This window comes from Acinetobacter sp. YH12251, from assembly GCF_013417465.1.
GTDB classification, from domain to species: domain Bacteria; phylum Pseudomonadota; class Gammaproteobacteria; order Pseudomonadales; family Moraxellaceae; genus Acinetobacter; species Acinetobacter amyesii.
On record NZ_VPDZ01000016.1, the window covers coordinates 81556 to 100309 of the forward strand.

Consider the following 18754-nt stretch of genomic DNA (forward strand, 5'->3'; position numbering starts at 1 on the left):
ACTTAAGCTTCAAGTACCGCTAAGATGTCAGACTCTTTCATAATAAGAAGCTCTTCGCCTGCTACTTTTACTTTTGTACCGGCATAAGTGCCAAACAATACGTTGTCACCAACTTTAACGTCTAATGCACGTACGCCATTGTCAGTTACTTTGCCATTACCTACAGCGATTACTTCGCCTTGAGCAGGTTGTTCAGCTGCTGAAGTACTTAAAATAAGACCACCAGCAGTTTTAGTTTCCTTTTCAACACGGCGAATCACAACGTTGTCATGCAAAGGACGAATATTGCTCATAGTTAACTCCAGACTAAGTCTATTTACTAGATAAAAGACGATGACATTTTGATTTCCGTAAGCCATCGACAAAAAATAATTTAGATGACACTTTTGTGGGGATGGAAAAAAACCCTTCAAGGGCAAAATTTAATTTTTTTCATTTTTTTGTATTTTTTTTCTTCAAAATTTAAATTTAAAGGATTAAAGCTCATCCAAAATATGAGTACTAAGATTTTCTTCGAATATTTTTAACTTTGAATTATAAAAATAATGCTGCACATTCATCTGCTCATCAATGACATTAAAACTGTTGGCAAGGTTATCGTGTAGGCGATATGACGTTGCAGTTCCAGCATGAATATCCCAAACTGGATGCGCAGCACCTAAAGCATAAATCTGATTGAGGTCATAGCTGGCTGGAACATGTAAATGTCCATGCAATAAACCATTTAAACTGTGTTGACTCCACTGTTCGAGTGCCAAACGCCCTTGAACAGGACAATCTTTCACACCATGCGGGTCATTGGGCGGCGTATAAAAAGGTTGATGCGCTATGATTAATTTCACTTTATTGGGCGGCGCATGTCTAAGTAATTCCTCGACATAATATATTTGCTCGAGCGATACATGCCCTCGCGTATGGTAACGACGGCGAATACTATTGATCCCAATTAAATAAAAATGCTCGGTTTCCAGTACATTTTCCATGGCACCAAAAAAAAGTTGATAACGTGCAAAAGGGCTAAAAACACGGTTCCATAAATGATATAGCGGAATATCATGATTCCCCGGCACAACGATATAAGGCAGCTTTAAGCTTTCTAAAAATTGCTTACATGCATAAAACTGACGATAACGCGCACGTTGGGTCAAGTCTCCACTGGCAACCACGGCCTCGATACGCTGTTCACGACAAAATTGCTGAATAGCGCGCATACACTCTGGCTTTTCAGTACCAAAATGCAAATCAGACAGATGCAGTATCATGTGGCACTCGTATCTTTAAGGCTTGTTTTTGCACTCGAATTCTAAGCGGCGGTTTCATTTCTACAATCTCACCATCCACAGCAACGGTCATTTTTTTTCGTTGGGTATGTATTGTGACTTCATCAGCGGCAAAACTATACACATCTGGTGCATTGTCGATATTGCCACGGATCAATTGCCATAAAATTTTAAATAACGTTTTCTTATCACTTTTTGCGACAACCACACCTGCAACTTTACCTGCCTCTGCATCTTTAGCGATTTGCAAGTTTAAATCGGCCAATTGCAATTGATTATTGCCAAAAAAGATCAAGGGCGTTTTGACTGGATAAATATGATGATCCACTTCGATTTCCAATTTCAGCTCTTTACGATCTCGAATCAGCACATCCAAACCTGAGGTATAAGCATGCAATGGGAAACGCCCAAACTTTTGATTATAAAATTCTCTTTTTTGTATAAATAAAGGATACAAGCCCAAACTGGCATTGTTTAAATAGATATGTTCATTGATTTGCGCCACGTGCACCTGTCGATTATTGCCTGTCGCAATCACCTGTGCCGCTTGAATTAAATCGAGAGGAATATTGAGTACCCGCGCCACATAATTAAATGTGCCCAAAGGTAAGACCCCCATAGGAATATCGGTATGCATCAACTGATGAGCAACAGCATTTAAGGTTCCATCACCACCTGCAGCAACCACAACACCCAAATTATCAGGGTCTTTATGGCGTGCAAATACCTTGCTCATTAAAGTATCAAAACTCGCTTCCTGCCCAAGCTCAAATGACTGTATTTCGAAATTATGATCGGATAATATCCGCACAAGTTCCTCGTAGACTTCATCTTTGTTTGCAGCATGAAATCCTGATTTTTTATTATAGATAATAGATAAAGGCTTGGCTTGTTTAATCACTTTTTATACATCTTGGCCGCTTAGTATTGTATTTTGTCGAATTTAACAGCAAATAATAGCGCCTTTATGTAAAAATCGAATTACCACCATTTATTTAATCAATAATAATTCTCAAATATCAATTACATGCAACTTTTTGTTTTTACTAAAAATAACTATATAAAATATTGTCCATCACGTTAATAAATAAAGTGAAAATTCACCACAAAATATGTTAAGTTATTGTATTTTATCTATATTTAATATAAATAGCATTAACTACCAAAAAAAATCTACCACTTCTTTAGTCTTATTTTTTTTATGATTTTATGCTTTAATACAGCCACTTTTTTTTCATCTTTTATCTGCATGATGTATCCCATGATGCAGATTATACTTTGTACGGTTAGTACATTTTTGAGATAGGCCTCACCATGACCCAAGTGAACGCACCAGAATTCGTTCGTCACCCTAAGCTCATTGCTTGGGTGGAAGAAATTGCCAAATTAACCAAACCAGCAAAAATCGAATGGTGTGACGGTAGCGCAGAAGAATATCAACGTTATATCGACTTGATGATCGCTAACGGCACTATGCAAGAACTTAACCAAGAAAAACATCCTGGTTCTTACCTTGCTAATTCTGATCCTTCTGACGTTGCTCGTGTTGAAGGTCGTACTTACATCTGTTCTGAAAAACAAGAAGATGCAGGCGCAACAAACAACTGGGAAGCTCCAGCTGAAATGCGTGCTCGTCTGAATGGTTTATTTGACGGTTCAATGCAAGGCCGTACTTTGTACGTAGTTCCTTTCTCTATGGGTCCTTTAGGTTCTCATATTGCTCACATCGGTATCGAACTTACTGATTCTCCTTACGTTGCTGTAAGCATGTCTAAAATGGCTCGTATGGGTAAAGCTGTTTATGACGTACTTGGTACTGACGGTGACTTCATTCCTTGCGTACACACTGTTGGTGCTCCGCTTGAAGAAGGTCAAAAAGACGTTGCTTGGCCTTGCAACCCTGAAAAATACATCGTTCATTATCCAGAAACTCGTGAAATCTGGTCTTACGGTTCTGGTTACGGCGGTAACGCATTGTTGGGTAAAAAATGCCTAGCTTTACGTATTGCATCTTCTATGGGTCGTCAACAAGGTTGGTTAGCTGAACACATGCTCATCCTTGGTGTGACTAACCCACAAGGCGAAAAACACTACATCGCAGCTGCATTCCCTTCTGCTTGTGGTAAAACAAACTTCGCGATGTTGATTCCACCAGCGGGTTACGAAGGTTGGAAAATTGAAACTGTAGGTGACGATATTGCTTGGATCAAACCAGGTGAAGATGGTCGTTTATATGCAATCAACCCTGAAGCTGGTTTCTTCGGTGTAGCACCTGGTACAAATACCAAGACTAACCCGAACTGTATGGCGACTCTTCATAAAGACGTAATCTATACCAACGTTGCTGTAACTAACGAAGGTGAAGTATGGTGGGAAGGTCTGACTAAAGAAGCGCCTGCTAACTTGACTAACTGGAAAGGTCAACCACACACCGGCGAAGAAAAAGCAGCTCATCCAAATGCTCGTTTCACTGTTTCAGCTGGTCAATGTCCTTCTATTGATGCTGACTGGGAAAATCCAGCAGGTGTTCCAATTTCTGCGTTCATCTTCGGTGGTCGTCGTGCAGACACAGTGCCTCTAATTTCAGAAGCATTTGACTGGGTTGACGGTGTTTACAAAGCTGCAACTATGGGCTCTGAAACAACTGCTGCTGCTGTTGGTCAACAAGGTATCGTTCGTCGTGACCCATTCGCAATGCTTCCATTTGCGGGTTACAACATGGCTGACTACTTCTCTCACTGGTTAGAACTTGGTGAAGAAGTTGCTGCTAAAGCTAAAGCTGCTGGCAATAAACTTCCTGGTATCTACAACGTGAACTGGTTCCGTCGTGATGCTGAAGGTAACTTTGTATGGCCTGGTTTCGGTCAAAACATGCGTGTTCTTGAGTGGATCATTGACCGTTGTGAAGGTCGTGCAGACGCTGTTGAAACACCTATCGGCCTTGTTCCAACATACGAACAATTGAACTGGACTGGTTCAGACTTCACTAAAGAGCAATTCGAGCTTGTAACTTCTCAAGATAAAGATCAATGGATCAAAGAACTTGAAAGCCACACTGAATTGTTCAACAAACTTGGTGATCGCTTACCAAAAGCACTTAAAGTACGTCAAGACGAACTTTTAGAAGCTGTAAAAAAATCTGCTTAATCGGCCTTTAATTTCCCTCCATTAAAAGAGGGATTAAGAAAGATTTAAAAGACCGCCTTGCGCGGTCTTTTTTATATCAACTAAGCCACATCTTGAGCTTTTTGCTTTATACGTATTGCCATTAAGTACTCGTCCAAAACATCAACTTCAGATGCACTGAATTGCAAATATAAGTTTGTGCGTCTTTGCAAAATATCTTCAGAGCTTCTCGCCCACTCATGCTCAACCAAATAATCTACTTCTTGAGCATACAAGCCATGCCCGAAGTTTTGCCCAAGCTCATCAATCGAAGTTAAATGATTCAGCAAAATCCAGACACGTGTTCCATAAGCATGCGCCCAACGACTTGCTAGACTGCTTGAAACACCTTTAACATTTTGTTGGATTTCAACTATCAACTGCTCGATTGATTCTAAATTTTCCGCACCAGGTAATGCTGTATCAGCAGTCCAAGGCTTGGATCGATGATGAAAAACAGTTTTAAGCTGATCTAGCGCCGCTTCTGCGAGTTTTCGATAGGTGGTGAGCTTGCCACCAAAAATTGATAGCAATGCTGCACCTTCTACATCTGTCAGTGCCAAAGTATAATCTCGCGTGACTGCTGCTGGATTATCTGATTCATCATCACACAGCGGACGCACACCTGAATAGGTTGAAATGATGTCCGTTTGCGTCAATTGAGTTTTAAAGTGATCATTTGACACATCAAGCAAGTAATCGATTTCTTCTTGGCTTATCTTTACTCGATTTGGGTCTGCATGATATTCACGATCTGTCGTGCCGATCAAGGTATATTGTTCTAAATATGGGATCGCAAAAACAATGCGATGATCATCATTTTGCATAATAAAAGCTTTATCACCATCAAAGAGCTTTGCAACGATGATATGGCTACCTTGTATTAAGCGTATACCATAAGGTGACTCTTGCTTTAAACCCTGTTTTATAAAGTCAGCAACCCAAGGACCTGCCGCATTCACCAATACTTTAGCCTGCACATTTTGCAAACCCTTGGTATTTTTTAAACACACTTGCCAAATGCCAGCTTTACTGTATGCATTTAAACATTCTGTTCGAGTCAGAACCTGTGCACCATATTCCCGTGCTTGTATCGCATTGAGTACAACCAAGCGTGCATCATCCACAGCGCAGTCGGAATATTCAAACCCTCGAGTAAATCTGGGTGCTAAAGGACTAACTTCCACATCAAATTCAATTCCATTGGAGCCTGCAAGCTGTTCTCGCTTACCCAAATAATCATAAAAGAATAATCCAGTACGAATTAGCCAAGCCGGACGTAAGTGCGGTTCATGTGGCATGATAAAACGCATCGGTCGAATAATATGAGGGGCTTTTTTAAGCAGAACTTCGCGTTCTGCCAGTGCCTCACGTACCAAACGAAATTCTTTATGTTCTAAATAGCGAAGACCACCATGAATTAATTTGCTACTTGCAGATGAAGTATGGCTCGCGAGATCGTCTTTTTCGCAGAGCAAAACACTTAAACCCCGCCCCGCTGCATCACAGGCAATACCAACACCATTTATTCCACCACCAATGACCACCATGTCATATACTAATTGTTGTTGTGTATTCATCGCTCCCTCCCACTATGTCTTTTTTATCCAACAATGCATCGTTTTCTTTGCTTTATTATTTTTCTCATTGATCATGATTTTTTGATCAAGATACCGATTTTGATCAAGATATCCGTATGCTGATTTTTTGTATTCCTCATTAAATGAGAAGTTATATTTTAAATGTACGTTTAAAAGCCTGCTGGCTCAAGTATGAAATCAATCATTTTAAGGCCCAAACCCTTATTCAAAGCAAAATTCATGACAAGTTGTTGATTTGTACACTTTTTAAACAAAACCTCTTTTTTAGTTTACATTTCATGCTTTTCGATACGCATAAGATATTTTCACACAATAAAAAAAGATGGATTTTAAAATGACGGAAGAAATTGTTACTCAATCAAATTTAGATACAAAGACCCGAGTAAAATCCATTCTCGGAGGTTCAGCAGGTAATCTTGTTGAATGGTACGATTGGTATGTCTATGCGGCATTCACCCTCTATTTCGCCCATGCTTTTTTCCCTCAGGCAGCCAGACTGCACAGCTTCTCCAAGCTGCGGCCATCTTTGCAGTCGGTTTCCTCATGCGACCCATTGGTGCATGGATTATGGGGATCTATTCAGACAAAAAAGGCCGAAAGTCAGGTTTAACCCTTTCCGTCACACTGATGTGTATCGGCTCATTAATGATTGCCATTTCTCCAACGCATGACCAAATTGGTATTTTGGCGCCGATTATTCTTGTGGTTGCACGACTAATTCAAGGTTTAAGTGTCGGCGGTGAATATGGCGCTAGTGCGACCTACCTCAGTGAAATGGCTGACCGCGACCGTCGTGGTTTTTTTTCAAGCTTTCAGTATGTGACACTGATTGCAGGTCAGTTGACTGCACTGTGCGTACTACTTATTTTGCAATGGGTGCTGACAGAAGAACAATTACATGATTGGGGCTGGCGCATTCCATTCTTTATCGGTGCGTGTTTAGCGGTAGTGGTTTTCCGTATTCGACGTGGCCTACTAGAAACCCAATCCTTTAAAAATGCACAAGAGCAAAAAGACCAACCTGAATCAGGCTTATTTTCTCTCTTTAAGCATTATCCGAAAGAAGCATTCACCGTATTATTTTTAACAGCTGGGGGTACATTGGCTTTTTATACCTACACCACCTATTTACAAAAATATCTGGTCAATACCTCTGGCTTTAGTAAACCTGAGGCCACACAAATCACCACCTTAGCGCTATTTATTTTTATGTGCTTACAGCCACTTGCAGGCGGTCTATCCGATAAAATTGGTCGTAAGCCTCTAATGATCGCCTTCGGGATCTTAGGGGTGCTGTTCACCTATGTTCTATTTAGTGCCTTAGGACAAACTCAAGATTATTGGACCGCATTTTGGCTCTGTCTCGCAGGTTTAGTGATTGTCACGGGATACACCTCGATCAATGCGGTTGTAAAAGCAGAAATGTTCCCTGCGCATATTCGCGCATTGGGCGTTGCGCTGCCATATGCACTTGCAAATACCATCTTTGGTGGTACGGCAGAATTCTTCGCGCTGAGTTTTAAAGAAGCTGGCCACGAGTCATGGTTCTTCATCTATGTAACCATCATGATTTTTATTTCACTATTGGTCTACGTCTTTATGAAAGATACCAAACACCATTCCAAAATTCAGGAGCATTGATCAGGGTTATTTGAAGATGAGTTATTGATCAATCTGATCAAAAACAGCATGTTTCCCCCATCAAAACCTCAGTCTATGAGGCTTTGTTTTTTTCATTTAGTCGTGAAAAATGTATCTGGTCAAAAATATCGCATTTTATAGACTAAAGTCGCATGATTTTCTGCGACAACAGGAGTATAAATTAAATAAATATAGTTCCATCTCCCATTTCGACAAAATATATTGATTTAAACTTTTCCCAAAGAGTTTAAATGGATATGTTTTGCATTCATTCCTTGGAGAATGATGTGTCAAACTCATCTGAGCCAGTTGTTCCTGAACAATTGGATAGAAAAACTCGTGTCAAATCTATCCTCGGCGGATCTGCCGGCAACCTCGTTGAATGGTACGACTGGTATGTCTACGCTGCTTTTACCCTTTACTTTGCACCGCAATTTTTCCCTGACGGTGACAATACTGTAAAACTCTTACAAGCAGCTGCAGTCTTTGCACTCGGTTTCTTAATGCGTCCAATCGGCGCATGGGTCATGGGTATTTATGCGGACCGTAAAGGTCGTAAAGCAGGTTTAACGCTGTCTGTATCGTTGATGTGTGTCGGCTCACTGATGATCGCATGTGCACCAACCTACGATTCTGTAGGGATGCTCGCACCCGCTATTCTACTTTTAGCGCGTTTACTGCAAGGCTTAAGTGTTGGTGGTGAATATGGTTCTAGTGCCACCTATTTGACTGAAATGGCAGGTAAAAACCATCGCGGTTTCTTCTCAAGTTTCCAATATGTCACACTGATTTCAGGTCAGCTATTGGCTCTTTGCGTTTTAATTATCCTACAACGCAATTTCTCAGAACAAGCTTTAACTGAATGGGGCTGGCGTGTTCCGTTCTTCATCGGTGCATTACTCGCTATTGTGGTGTTCTGGATTCGTCGCGGTTTAGTTGAAACTCAATCGTCTAAAGAAGCTCAAGAACAAGCTAAAAATGGTGGTCCAAAATCAGGTGCTTTAGCGTTATTTACCAAATACCCTAAACAAGCCTTCACTGTGATCATGTTGACTGCCGGTGGTACTTTAGCGTTCAACACTTTTACCACATATTTACAAAAATATTTGGTCAACACGTCTGGCTTTGAAAAAACCACAGCAACTGAAATTACCACTGCTGCAATTTTCATCTTCATGCTTTTACAACCTGCTGTCGGTGCGCTTTCAGACAAAATTGGTCGTAAGCCAATTATGATCGCCTTTGGTGTGCTTGGTGTGCTGTTTACCATTCCTATTTTCAATGGTATCGGTTCTACGACTAGCCCAACCACAGCATTTATGCTTTGCATGAGCGGTATGGTGATTGTCACTGGTTATACTGCGATTAATGCCGTAGTAAAAGCAGAGTTGTTCCCTGCACACATCCGTGCCCTAGGTGTTGCATTGCCTTATGCCATTGCAAATACACTCTTTGGTGGTACCGCAGAACTTGTAGCTTTGAGCTTCAAAAATGCAGGCCATGAAAACTACTTCTTCTACTACATTACATTCATGATTGGTTTATCTTTAATTACCTATGTCTTCATGAAAGATACTAAAAAACATAGCATGATCACTGACGATTAATTCGCTCAGCCCTGCTATTCCACTTAAGCTCATCAAAGCCTATTTTGATGAGCTTTTTTTATCTGCATTTCCATCTATTTAACGTTTCATCTGTATCAAAGATTTAATCAAACTTCTTTGGCTTTCTTGGTTTTCGCCATCGAGTCGACAGACGGACTATGGCATACTGAACATACAAATACACACGGCGAATGAATGATGAAAAATATTTACAAAGTTTTAAGTTTGGGTATTGTTGCAATGTCGATGTCTGCTTGCCAAAGCACTCCACGTGCTTTTAATGGTCAAACGGGCTTTCAAATAGAGTCCAAATCTGCAGATAGCGCAACACTTGCATATACTTTAGCGGGTCGCCAAAACCAACAACTGGATGCCAATAAATTACAGCTTGCTTGCCAAAAAGTATTAAATACGCAAAAGACCTATAAATTACAAATCTTAAGCGTGAACGAAATTGCAAATCCTGCTTTGGAAAATACCCAGTACGGCCGTCAAATTGGTAATACACGTGCGAACTTCGGTCTATCAAATACTCCTGATCTACGTAACTCTGAAAACTTAGGCGCGCGTGATGCACTCGATGCTCGCCCTGCCACCTTACGTGTGGTTCGCTATACCTGTTCTTAATCAAATTTGCTGTTCAAAATATAAAAAATAAGACGCTTTAAGCGTCTTATTTTTTATGGGTTCAATATTTATAGGGTTTTATAAAAACTCACATTTCGAAACTCAGGTGATTCATCCAAATCAGGCCATGTCGTCGCGCTTCGTTCATCGAGTTTTTCATATTTAGGATGACTAAAGTTTTTCACACGACTGTCTGCCACCCACACTTCTGGAGCAAACTTTAAAAATTCATCCAAAAAGAAACGGTTGCATTGGTCATATAGCACATCGGCAGCCAATAAAATATCGACTTGTTCGGCTTTATACAGATCATCCAAATATTCAAGTTCGACATTATTCAACTCTGCATTGGCACGGCAGGCATCTAGGCTCACTTGGTCGATGTCACAGCAGATCACGCGTTTCGCCCCTGCCATTTTCGCGGCAATCGCCACCACGCCTGAACCTGCACCAAAGTCCAACACCACTTTATCTTTGACATGATGCGGCTCTGCCAACAACCACTGCGCCATTGCAAGCCCTGAAGCCCAACAAAAGATCCAATACGGCGTATCATTCCATATACGGCGAATGACTTCATCATCCAATTTATCGGTTGGAAATACCGGTGGGATCAACCATAGAGAAATAGGTGTTTTAGGCAACTGTTGAGCATGTAATTCACAATGCGGAATAACTTCATGCAGTGCTTTAAGGAGGTGCTCAGGGGCTTGGGGGAATTGGAAAGTACAGCTCATATTAAGCCTTGGAGATGATTTTATTTGAATTTATAAACGTATTAGATATGCGACATCGTCATCTGCTGCTGTGCGAGACAGACCTTAATCGAATGAACACTGTTTCTGCGATACCATTAATCAAAAGACTGATTCTGTCGAGTTCAGCAGATGACAAATGGTTTTGGTTACTTTTGCCGAAACAAAAGTAACATACGAGCTTCTTACATTTTAGTCACAACGGTAAGACTCCGTTGTGACTTTAATATCTTTTTATTAAAAGATTAACCCAACGCTTTTTCAGCAGCTTCAACAGTTTGACGAATCAACGTTGTAATGGTCATAGGACCTACACCACCCGGAACAGGTGTATAAGCAGAAGCAACTTCTTCAATACCCACCAATTGGATATCACCTACACCGCCGCCATCACGTGGATGAAAGCCAGCATCAACAACCACTGCACCTGGTTTGATCCAATCTTTTTGAATCAATTCAGCTTTACCTACCGCACCTACAATAATGTCAGCTTGTTTAACAAAGTCAGCCAAGTTTTGAGTACGTGAGTGGCACGTAGTCACTGTCGCATTTGCTTCAAGTAACATTGCAGACATTGGTTTACCCAAAATTGCAGAACGCCCCACAACAACCGCATGTTTACCTGCGATTTCAATGTTGTTTTCTTTTAAAATGGTCATGATACCTGCAGGAGTCGCAGAACCATATGCTGCTTCACCCATTGCCATACGACCAAAACCTAAGCAAGTTACGCCATCTACGTCTTTTTCAAGAGAGATCGCATCGAAACATGCACGCTCATCAATTTGAGCAGGTACGGGGTGTTGTAACAAAATACCGTGAACATCTGGGTTTGCATTTAATTTTTCAATTTCAGCAAGCAATTGCTCAGTTGTAGTTTCTTTAGGGAGCTCAACTTTTAATGAATCCATACCAACACGGCGGCAAGCATTCCCTTTCATACGTACATAAGTTGCAGATGCACCATCGTCACCTACCAAAATAGTCGCAAGAATTGGGGTACGACCAGTTTTCTCTTTTAGCGCTTCTACGCGAGTCAACAAGTCAGCTTCAATTTTCTTCGCCAATGCACGACCATCTAAAACTAATGCCACGGCACTTCTCCAAGTGATGATATGAATCAATTTTGCACATAATACATGATTATTTTAAATTTTTTACCTTGTATGCTGCTTTTATGCTCATACAGATGAATCTGCTATTGTTTTTTTTTCAGAGCTTGCTAATATACGCATCAACAAGACATGGCGGGGTGGCAGAGTGGTCATGCAGCGGACTGCAACTCCGTGTACGCCGGTTCGATTCCGACCTCCGCCTCCAATCTTGTTAAGCCCGAGTGGTGAAATCGGTAGACACAGGGGATTTAAAATCCCCCGCCCACAAAGCGTGCCAGTTCGAGTCTGGCCTCGGGCACCATTCTTCTATTGAAGATGGTGTAATAAAGAACCCAGCGATAAGCTGGTTTTTTTATGCTTAAAATTTAGCAACAGATGTTACGCACGTAAAAGTAATTTCACATTATTTACCGATATTTAAATCTACTCGACAGAGTCTTACATCTAGGGATTGAATAAAGGGATTAGCCTTCGGCTGGAGGTACTTTTGTTTCGGCAAAATGAGAAGCGAAGCTTCGCAAGGAAACCATCTTGCGGTGCAATGCACCTCACCGACAAAACTCGTTCACTAGCGTCTACTTATTCAAAGTATTGCAAAAACATTTTTGATTAAAAACAACCCTGTCTCATACACTTGCGGATGAGCTTACCGCGTATCATTCTTTTATTTGAATCAAATTGTGCTTTTGATGTTACTGCGTCAAATCAGATAGGAATACAATAAAAAAGAGGGACATTGCCCTCTTTAATTATTTTAAAACACCCTGCAAATACATCGCGTTTTAAAAATAATCCTTTAGATCACTTCAACCACAATCTTACCCACATGCTCGCCTGTATCCATGGCTGCATGTGCTTCTTGAATTTGATCAAACTTAAATGTTTTGTAAATCATTGGCAGGCATTCACCTTTAGACCATAACGGAACAACATTTTCCTGAATGCCTTTGGCAATCTCTGCTTTTTCTGCAGTATTACGCGCACGCATGGTTGAGCCTGTAATGGTCAATCGCTTCATCATGATTTGACCCAGTTTTACTTCTTTGGCTTTTGCACCACCTAAGAATGCGATATAGACCAAACGACCATCACGACGTAATAGATTGAGGTTCTGCGCCAAATACGGTGCGCCAACGATATCTAAAATAACATCTACACCTTGCTCATTGGTCGCTTCATTAATCACTTGCTCAAAGTCTTGAGTCTTGTAGTTAATCGCATGCGTGATATCAGAGATCGCTGCCACTTTTTCATCTGAACCAACTGTTGCAAAGGTTTTCATGCCTAAGGCATTACACAGCATGATTGCCGTGGTTCCAATACCACTGGTTCCACCATGTATCAGCACCGTTTCACCTGCTTTGGCTTTACCCATTTGGAATACATTCGCCCATACGGTAAAGAATGTTTCAGGAATTGCTGCTGCTTGGGTAAAGCTGACGCCTTCAGGAATACGAATGGTTTGGCTTTCAGGCACCACGCAATACTCCGCATAACCGCCGCCATTGGTCAGACCGCAGACTTTATCACCCACTTTAAACAAAGTGACATCTGCACCGACAGCAACCACTTCGCCCGCAACCTCTAAACCCGGTACTGGCGTTACGCCTTTCGGCATTGGGTATAAACCTTGACGCTGCAAAATGTCTGGACGGTTAATACCAAAGGCATGCACTTTTACCAACACTTCATCCGCTTTCGCTTCTGGGATGGCAACGCTTTCATAGGCCAGTTTATCTACACCGCCTGGCTCAGTAATAATGACCTGCTGCATGCTTTGCTGTGACATTGTTTTTCCTTTTCAATTATTGACTATTCATCTATCTCTGCACTATTTGAACATAGAAATGCCGCAGAATGAATAAACATGGACTTATGTATAATCTGTACTGTATTTCATAAATGAATAATAGGCCAAGCATGTCTCAGATCGTTGAATACAATGAAGATAACGCCAGCGACTATGAATGGTTCGATGGTTTTGCCGTGATTCGCTTCTATGCTGACTGGTGCGCGCCCTGTGTGCAGAACTTCCCTGTCTTTGAGCAGTGCGCAAGCCAAATGTCCACGCAGCATACACGGCTCAAATTTGGCAAGGTGAATGTCGATTCCTCACCGATACTAACCTTGCGTTATAACGTTTATGGACTGCCTTCAACCTTGCTGTTTTATCGTGGGCAGGTGATTCAACGTATTGCAGGTGTCAAATCACTGACTGAATTAACAGCCATCATTCAAGATGCGATGCAGTCACACTCATCTCATGACTAAATGGATAAGCCTTTTATTTGGATGCAGGCTCATTTGGTAGGCGCACAAACTTCATTAACGTATTACGCACCAATGGCAACACGATCAAAATGAGCGGAAAGGCCATCATCCATGACATGCTCCATGCGCGCAGCCAAATGCCAAGAAAGCCTTCAACTAAGCCTTTATTCATCAGCATGTTAAAGCAGGAAATTGAACCGCTCATAATGCCGGACAGAATTAGGGGCATCAGCCAAGTCATGTGTTTGGGATGAAATTTTGGAAGTTGATTCATCTGTAAATACCTATTATTCGTCTTGGGCTGCGTTCTGGGCTTTTACGGTTTGTTTCAGTGTTTTCATAAACTGGCCGAAATGCGGCATGAAATCTTTAAATAAAGGATGGTCTTTATTTTCCAGCAAGGTTTCACCAAACAGTTTTAAACCCACAGCAAAGGCTTTGGTCTTTTCATCATCTAATAACTGCGCTTTAGTCAAATGCTCTAGCACCTTAAACATGTCATCATGGTTGTAAGCATTAAACTGCAAAGCTTCGGTATAGGTCGATGGATTGCCCTGAGCATCAGCAATGTGTTTGAGTGTAATTTCATATTGATGCTGTTTCATTGTGTCACCTCCATACGGCTGATTTCGACTGCTGCCTGATCGATTTTTTCTGCAATGGCATACACCTGTTCAGGTGTTAGTTCACAGTGCTGAATTTTGATGCGCAGTGATGCTTTTAAGTTTTCCATCGCACGTTTGATGTCGACGTATTGTTCATTGTTATGAATCTGCTTACGGGTATCAAAACGGCAGAGGATTTTCTCTACTGTGGCTTTTTCGGCATCCAGATGCACTAAGCCTGACTGCGTAACGCTGTATTGTTTACGGTCTTCCGCATTTAGTTCTGCATGGATGTATTGCTGTTCTTCGAGGTAATTCAGCGTTGGGTAAATTGTCCCTGTGCTTGGACTGTAACCACCGCCTACGATTGCGCCGACATCTTTAATGATGTCGTAGCTGAATTTGGGTTGCTGGGCGATAAAATGCAGGACCAAAAGCTTCATTTCACCTGCTTCAAACAGGCGTTTTCGCGGTTTGGCTGTGCTTTCGATATCTGCAATCAGATCTGATTTCGACACAGGAAAGATATAGCTTAAGGTTAATTAAGATATATCTTATTGTAATTTTATAAAATAAAAAACCACTTTTCAGTGGTTCTTAAAATTAAGAAAATACAAAATTATCCTGTAAATTCTTATATGCAATATCTATCTGGCGTGGAGTAAATTTCTTTTTATTTATATTCCAATTATGAATTTTATTTACTAATTCCTCTCTATCTTTGGAGCCTTCATATTTAGCTACCCAATGCACAGAGGCAAGTAACTCCAGACCAAATCTACTTTCAAAACCATCTACTATATCTGTAACTTTTTCAAAACGCTGCAATGTTTCAGGATAATTCTTAAGATATTCTCGAGCTTCTTCAACAGCACCAGGAACTAAACTGAGTGCTTTAGAAGGATCATCTCCACCATCATCATATCCCTGAATATAATGCCCTTCCATTACATTTAATACATGTCTTAAATTATCAGCATAAGGTCCATAAAGAGCTTTTTTATAATTTAAGCGCAAGGGTTCTCCTGCTTCCTGCATAAAATATAAAAGTTTTTGTACTTCCAACAAAGAAACAAATGGATCCAGTAGACCTTTTAAATATCTTTGCATTAATTCAATTAAAATTGCACGACCTGGAGTCATATTTGGCACTTGTTTATTGATTACTTTTTCAATTTTTATATTTGAATTTAATGGCTCGTATATCAAAATATCAATATCTGATAATCCATCTAAATAGTGAACAATTCTTTCTTTGACAATTTTCCAATCCAATCCCCCTAAACCTGCTCCTAAAGGAGGAATTGCTATAGACCTTATTTTTTTATCTTTAATCTCTAAAACTAAACTCTGCAAGCCGGATTCAATATCTTCAATACGACTTGCACCTTTCCAGTGTCTTTTTGTCGGGAAATTAATAATATATTTAGGATTAGTTAGTCCTAATGTTTCATAAATGAACATTTTTCCTGGTACTACTTCATTTCGTTTGCATGCTACAGCATAGTGTTTAAAGTTATCTGGCCATGCTTTCTTAAATTGAAGAGCAATGCCTCTACCCATTACACCAACACAATTAACTGTATTAACAATAGCTTCCACATCAGCTTTTAATATGTCGCCATGAGTAAATGTAATCATAACGAAATCTCAATAGTACCAATCTTGTTGGATTCTAACATGTGGCCTATGAGTTTGACCAACTAATAAAACGTTAACACGATTCAACATAGCTTGATTATAAACACCTATTTCTTTAACTAAATTCCATGAAATTGAATTCTCAATCAAAAATTCAGCTTGTTTTTGATCTCTACAGCTACTCCAATATCGACTAGAAATAGCATTCCAATCCAATAGACTTAGATCACTTAAATTATTGTAATCTTCAAAGAATCTAGAACCAGCATTAGTAGAGGTAAAGACCCAACGCCTTCTATTAGCTATTGCCCATTGAACACATTCATGCATATCAAAACGCAAATGAATGATATCAGACTGCCCTCCATCGTACGTTAAATCTGAATTACCCTGATTGATCATATACAGCATTACTGATCTGGGACAAAAATAGAATGGAACACATTCCCCCACATATAAATTAGGATAACAACTTAGAGTTAGCTCTGTTAAACGCCTTTGCTTTATGTGACTTAGACCAATTACCGTACCACCAAACTGATTTTGAGACACAATACTATCTGACAATAATCCATGTGATATTATCGACGAAAGTTTATCAATGTGCGCAATATGATATAAATATGGGTTAAGTGGTACTGTCATCAAATCATCCATGAATTTTTTCTATTTCTTTTTATTGGGATATTTAAAATAAAATCAACTTAAATTATTCAATTTATATCCTTTTTATAAAAAAGCCCGCTTATCAGCGGGTCTTTTTTAAATCAATTCAATCTATTACAGACGAACCAACTCAACAATTTTCTCAGCAACTTCTTCAGCAGCATCGAAGGCATAAGTCACATCAGTGCCTTCGGTCGCATCTGTAATCACAACCACACCAGTTTCACGAACCAGCGCAACTTGATCAGCAGAAAGACCCGCTTTCGCAATCGCAACCACACCTTGTTGAATCAACAAGCTTTCAATCGCTTGCGCATTTTCAAGGGCTTTTGCAGTCACAGTTACCGCAGCAGGTTTTTGACCTAAACGTGCAGCACGCGCTTCAGCAGTTACAGGCTCGTTGTGTGCAGTCCATTCAACCGCAGATTCAACCATGCCCGCACCAACAGTCACGTTGCTTAAACGGTCAATAAATATAAATGAACCTGTGTAACGGCTGTCTTGATAACGGTCAAATACCACTGGTGCATCAAATTCAATTGTAACGTCAGCAATCGAGTTCAATGCAAGTTCAGCAACTTCCGTTTTTTCCAATGTGTTTACATTGGTACGGTAGTTAATTTTAGCTACTTTCGCAGGAATAGTTTGTGTACCAAACTTCACATTATACAGTTTACCAACCACTAAAGGCGCATCTGTCATCCATACCACAGAGGCACGTGCAGAACGTGAAATTAACGGCTGTTCGCCTGCTTTAACTAAAACGTTACCACGTGAAATATCAATTTCATCATTTAGCGTAAGTGTTACCGCTTGACCTGCAACAGCATGGTCTAAGTTACCGTCAAAAGTCACGATTTCTTTAACAGTCGAAGACTTACCAGATGGTAATGCAGTAATGGTATCGCCAACTTTTACTTCACCAAGTGCAATCGTACCGCAGAAGCCACGGAAATCGAGGTTCGGACGGTTAACATACTGAACTGGGAAACGGAATTCGTGCTTGCTCGTATCATGCGAAATTTCAACAGTTTCCAAAGTCTCCATTAAAGTCTGACCTTGGTACCAAGGTGTAGATGGAGATTTGTTTACAACGTTATCACCATTCAACGCAGAAATTGGCGTGAAGATAATATTCGCAGGTTTACGATCGCCCAATTGGTTTACGAACTCGTTGTACTCTGCTTGAATTTCATTGAAGCGCGCTTCAGAGAATTCAACCAAATCCATTTTGTTCACTGCAACCACAATGTTGCGAATACCCAAAAGGCTTGCAATAAATGAGTGACGACGAGTCTGAGTTTGAACGCCATAACGCGCATCAATCAAGATGATCGCTAAATCGGCAGTAGAAGCACCCGTTGCCATGTTACGTGTGTACTGCTCATGCCCCGGGGTGTCAGCAATAATGAACTTACGTTTTTCAGTAGAGAAATAACGGTAAGCCACGTCAATGGTAATACCTTGTTCACGTTCCGCTTGTAGACCATCTACAAGTAAAGCCAAGTCAGGCGCATCACCCGTAGTACCGACTTTTTTAGAGTCACGAGTCACAGCTTGTAATTGATCTTCATAAATCAATTTTGAATCGTAAAGCAAACGGCCGATTAAAGTCGATTTACCGTCATCTACGTTACCGCAAGTCAGGAAACGTAGAAGGTCTTTATTTTCGTGTTGTTTTAAATACGCCAAGATGTCTTGGCTAATTAAATCTGATTGATGAGACATTGCTCAAAGCTCCACATATTCTTTTGAAATCGGTTTCTTTTAATCCCCCTGT

17 protein-coding genes, 2 tRNA genes and 1 pseudogene are annotated in these 18754 nt (G+C 40.5%); 7 read left to right on the forward strand and 13 right to left on the reverse strand.

The window, feature by feature from the left end; translation table 11 throughout:
- Window positions 1-2: 2 nt before the first annotated feature.
- The 3 genes from groES to FTV27_RS14165 all read right to left on the reverse strand — a co-directional run bounded on the left by groES (window position 3) and on the right by FTV27_RS14165 (window position 2181).
- Window positions 3-293, reverse strand: coding sequence for a co-chaperone GroES (groES, locus tag FTV27_RS14155; protein ID WP_078192966.1), 291 nt, complete (start codon window positions 291-293; stop codon window positions 3-5).
- Between the two features lie 183 nt (window positions 294-476).
- The gene (locus FTV27_RS14160; RefSeq protein ID WP_180079058.1) at window positions 477-1262 is read right to left on the reverse strand and encodes a metallophosphoesterase; all 786 of its coding nucleotides are present in this window, start codon (window positions 1260-1262) and stop codon (window positions 477-479) included.
- The gene (locus FTV27_RS14165; protein WP_180079059.1) at window positions 1243-2181 is read right to left on the reverse strand and encodes a diacylglycerol kinase family protein; all 939 of its coding nucleotides are present in this window, start codon (window positions 2179-2181) and stop codon (window positions 1243-1245) included. The genes FTV27_RS14160 and FTV27_RS14165 overlap by 20 nt, the downstream gene beginning before the upstream one ends.
- A 413-nt stretch (window positions 2182-2594) precedes the next feature.
- Between FTV27_RS14165 and FTV27_RS14170 the strand changes: the two genes are divergently transcribed.
- The gene (locus tag FTV27_RS14170; RefSeq protein WP_180079060.1) at window positions 2595-4427 is read left to right on the forward strand and encodes a phosphoenolpyruvate carboxykinase (GTP); all 1833 of its coding nucleotides are present in this window, start codon (window positions 2595-2597) and stop codon (window positions 4425-4427) included.
- An 80-nt stretch (window positions 4428-4507) separates the two neighbouring features.
- Here FTV27_RS14170 and glpD read toward each other — a convergent pair whose 3' ends face one another.
- Complete coding sequence (gene glpD, locus FTV27_RS14175; RefSeq protein WP_180079061.1) at window positions 4508-6025, reverse strand: glycerol-3-phosphate dehydrogenase; 1518 nt, start codon at window positions 6023-6025, stop codon at window positions 4508-4510.
- Window positions 6026-6368: 343 nt separating this feature from the next.
- Between glpD and FTV27_RS14180 the strand changes: the two are divergent.
- The 3 genes and pseudogenes from FTV27_RS14180 to FTV27_RS14190 all read left to right on the forward strand — a co-directional run bounded on the left by FTV27_RS14180 (window position 6369) and on the right by FTV27_RS14190 (window position 9921).
- Window positions 6369-7687: pseudogene (locus FTV27_RS14180) on the forward strand (MFS transporter).
- A 287-nt stretch (window positions 7688-7974) separates the two neighbouring features.
- Entirely contained in the window at window positions 7975-9294 is a 1320-nt protein-coding gene (locus FTV27_RS14185) for an MFS transporter (RefSeq protein ID WP_078190125.1), read from the forward strand.
- Window positions 9295-9492: 198 nt separating this feature from the next.
- Window positions 9493-9921, forward strand: a complete 429-nt coding sequence (locus FTV27_RS14190) for a hypothetical protein (protein WP_180079076.1) — start codon at window positions 9493-9495, stop codon at window positions 9919-9921.
- Between the two features lie 68 nt (window positions 9922-9989).
- Here FTV27_RS14190 and FTV27_RS14195 read toward each other — a convergent pair whose 3' ends face one another.
- Together FTV27_RS14195 and folD are read right to left on the reverse strand one after the other, a co-directional pair.
- Window positions 9990-10658, reverse strand: coding sequence for a methyltransferase (locus tag FTV27_RS14195; RefSeq protein ID WP_180079062.1), 669 nt, complete (start codon window positions 10656-10658; stop codon window positions 9990-9992).
- 263 nt (window positions 10659-10921) lie between these two features.
- Entirely contained in the window at window positions 10922-11770 is an 849-nt protein-coding gene (gene folD / locus FTV27_RS14200; protein ID WP_078192972.1) for a bifunctional methylenetetrahydrofolate dehydrogenase/methenyltetrahydrofolate cyclohydrolase FolD, read from the reverse strand.
- A 152-nt stretch (window positions 11771-11922) separates the two neighbouring features.
- Here folD and FTV27_RS14205 point away from each other — a divergent pair.
- Together FTV27_RS14205 and FTV27_RS14210 are read left to right on the forward strand one after the other, a co-directional pair.
- Window positions 11923-11996 (forward strand) — tRNA-Cys (locus FTV27_RS14205).
- 10 nt (window positions 11997-12006) lie between these two features.
- Window positions 12007-12092 (forward strand) — tRNA-Leu (locus FTV27_RS14210).
- Between the two features lie 495 nt (window positions 12093-12587).
- Here FTV27_RS14210 and FTV27_RS14215 read toward each other — a convergent pair.
- Window positions 12588-13580 carry an NAD(P)H-quinone oxidoreductase gene (locus FTV27_RS14215; protein ID WP_180079063.1) on the reverse strand — a complete coding sequence of 331 codons (993 nt, stop codon included), beginning with the start codon at window positions 13578-13580 and terminating at the stop codon, window positions 12588-12590.
- A gap of 131 nt (window positions 13581-13711) precedes the next feature.
- Between FTV27_RS14215 and FTV27_RS14220 the strand changes: the two genes are divergently transcribed.
- The gene (locus FTV27_RS14220; protein ID WP_180079064.1) at window positions 13712-14062 is read left to right on the forward strand and encodes a co-chaperone YbbN; all 351 of its coding nucleotides are present in this window, start codon (window positions 13712-13714) and stop codon (window positions 14060-14062) included.
- Between the two features lie 13 nt (window positions 14063-14075).
- On the opposite strand, the gene FTV27_RS14225 is transcribed toward FTV27_RS14220, so the two are convergent.
- The 6 genes from FTV27_RS14225 to cysN form a co-directional block, all read right to left on the reverse strand.
- On the reverse strand, window positions 14076-14336 hold the full coding sequence (locus FTV27_RS14225; RefSeq protein WP_180026651.1) for a DUF2798 domain-containing protein: 261 nt from the start codon (window positions 14334-14336) through the stop codon (window positions 14076-14078).
- A 13-nt stretch (window positions 14337-14349) separates the two neighbouring features.
- Window positions 14350-14667, reverse strand: coding sequence for a DUF3861 domain-containing protein (locus tag FTV27_RS14230; protein WP_180011006.1), 318 nt, complete (start codon window positions 14665-14667; stop codon window positions 14350-14352).
- A complete protein-coding gene (locus FTV27_RS14235; protein WP_373687158.1) occupies window positions 14664-15194 on the reverse strand; it encodes a PadR family transcriptional regulator in 531 nt (176 codons plus the stop codon). The genes FTV27_RS14230 and FTV27_RS14235 overlap by 4 nt, the downstream gene beginning before the upstream one ends.
- Window positions 15195-15270: 76 nt before the next feature.
- Entirely contained in the window at window positions 15271-16308 is a 1038-nt protein-coding gene (locus FTV27_RS14240) for a macro domain-containing protein (protein WP_180041682.1), read from the reverse strand.
- 9 nt (window positions 16309-16317) lie between these two features.
- Window positions 16318-16953 (reverse strand): DUF4433 domain-containing protein, encoded by a 636-nt coding sequence (locus FTV27_RS14245; protein ID WP_180079065.1) that lies wholly within the window; start codon window positions 16951-16953, stop codon window positions 16318-16320.
- A gap of 135 nt (window positions 16954-17088) precedes the next feature.
- Window positions 17089-18702 (reverse strand): sulfate adenylyltransferase subunit CysN, encoded by a 1614-nt coding sequence (cysN, locus tag FTV27_RS14250; protein WP_180079066.1) that lies wholly within the window; start codon window positions 18700-18702, stop codon window positions 17089-17091.
- Between the last annotated feature and the right edge of the window lie 52 nt (window positions 18703-18754).

Bases quoted from the DNA above. Each gene is read 5' to 3' on its own strand.
- groES (WP_078192966.1), bottom strand. From the start codon at position 293: ATGAGCAATATTCGTCCTTTGCATGACAACGTTGTGATTCGCCGTGTT.
- FTV27_RS14160 (WP_180079058.1), bottom strand. From the start codon at position 1,262: ATGATACTGCATCTGTCTGATTTGCATTTTGGTACTGAAAAGCCAGAG.
- FTV27_RS14170 (WP_180079060.1), top strand. From the start codon at position 2,595: ATGACCCAAGTGAACGCACCAGAATTCGTTCGTCACCCTAAGCTCATT.
- glpD (WP_180079061.1), bottom strand. From the start codon at position 6,025: ATGAATACACAACAACAATTAGTATATGACATGGTGGTCATTGGTGGT.
- FTV27_RS14190 (WP_180079076.1), top strand. From the start codon at position 9,493: ATGAAAAATATTTACAAAGTTTTAAGTTTGGGTATTGTTGCAATGTCG.
- FTV27_RS14195 (WP_180079062.1), bottom strand. From the start codon at position 10,658: ATGAGCTGTACTTTCCAATTCCCCCAAGCCCCTGAGCACCTCCTTAAA.
- FTV27_RS14215 (WP_180079063.1), bottom strand. From the start codon at position 13,580: ATGTCACAGCAAAGCATGCAGCAGGTCATTATTACTGAGCCAGGCGGT.
- FTV27_RS14220 (WP_180079064.1), top strand. From the start codon at position 13,712: ATGTCTCAGATCGTTGAATACAATGAAGATAACGCCAGCGACTATGAA.
- FTV27_RS14225 (WP_180026651.1), bottom strand. From the start codon at position 14,336: ATGAATCAACTTCCAAAATTTCATCCCAAACACATGACTTGGCTGATG.
- FTV27_RS14230 (WP_180011006.1), bottom strand. From the start codon at position 14,667: ATGAAACAGCATCAATATGAAATTACACTCAAACACATTGCTGATGCT.
- FTV27_RS14240 (WP_180041682.1), bottom strand. From the start codon at position 16,308: ATGATTACATTTACTCATGGCGACATATTAAAAGCTGATGTGGAAGCT.
- FTV27_RS14245 (WP_180079065.1), bottom strand. From the start codon at position 16,953: ATGACAGTACCACTTAACCCATATTTATATCATATTGCGCACATTGAT.
- cysN (WP_180079066.1), bottom strand. From the start codon at position 18,702: ATGTCTCATCAATCAGATTTAATTAGCCAAGACATCTTGGCGTATTTA.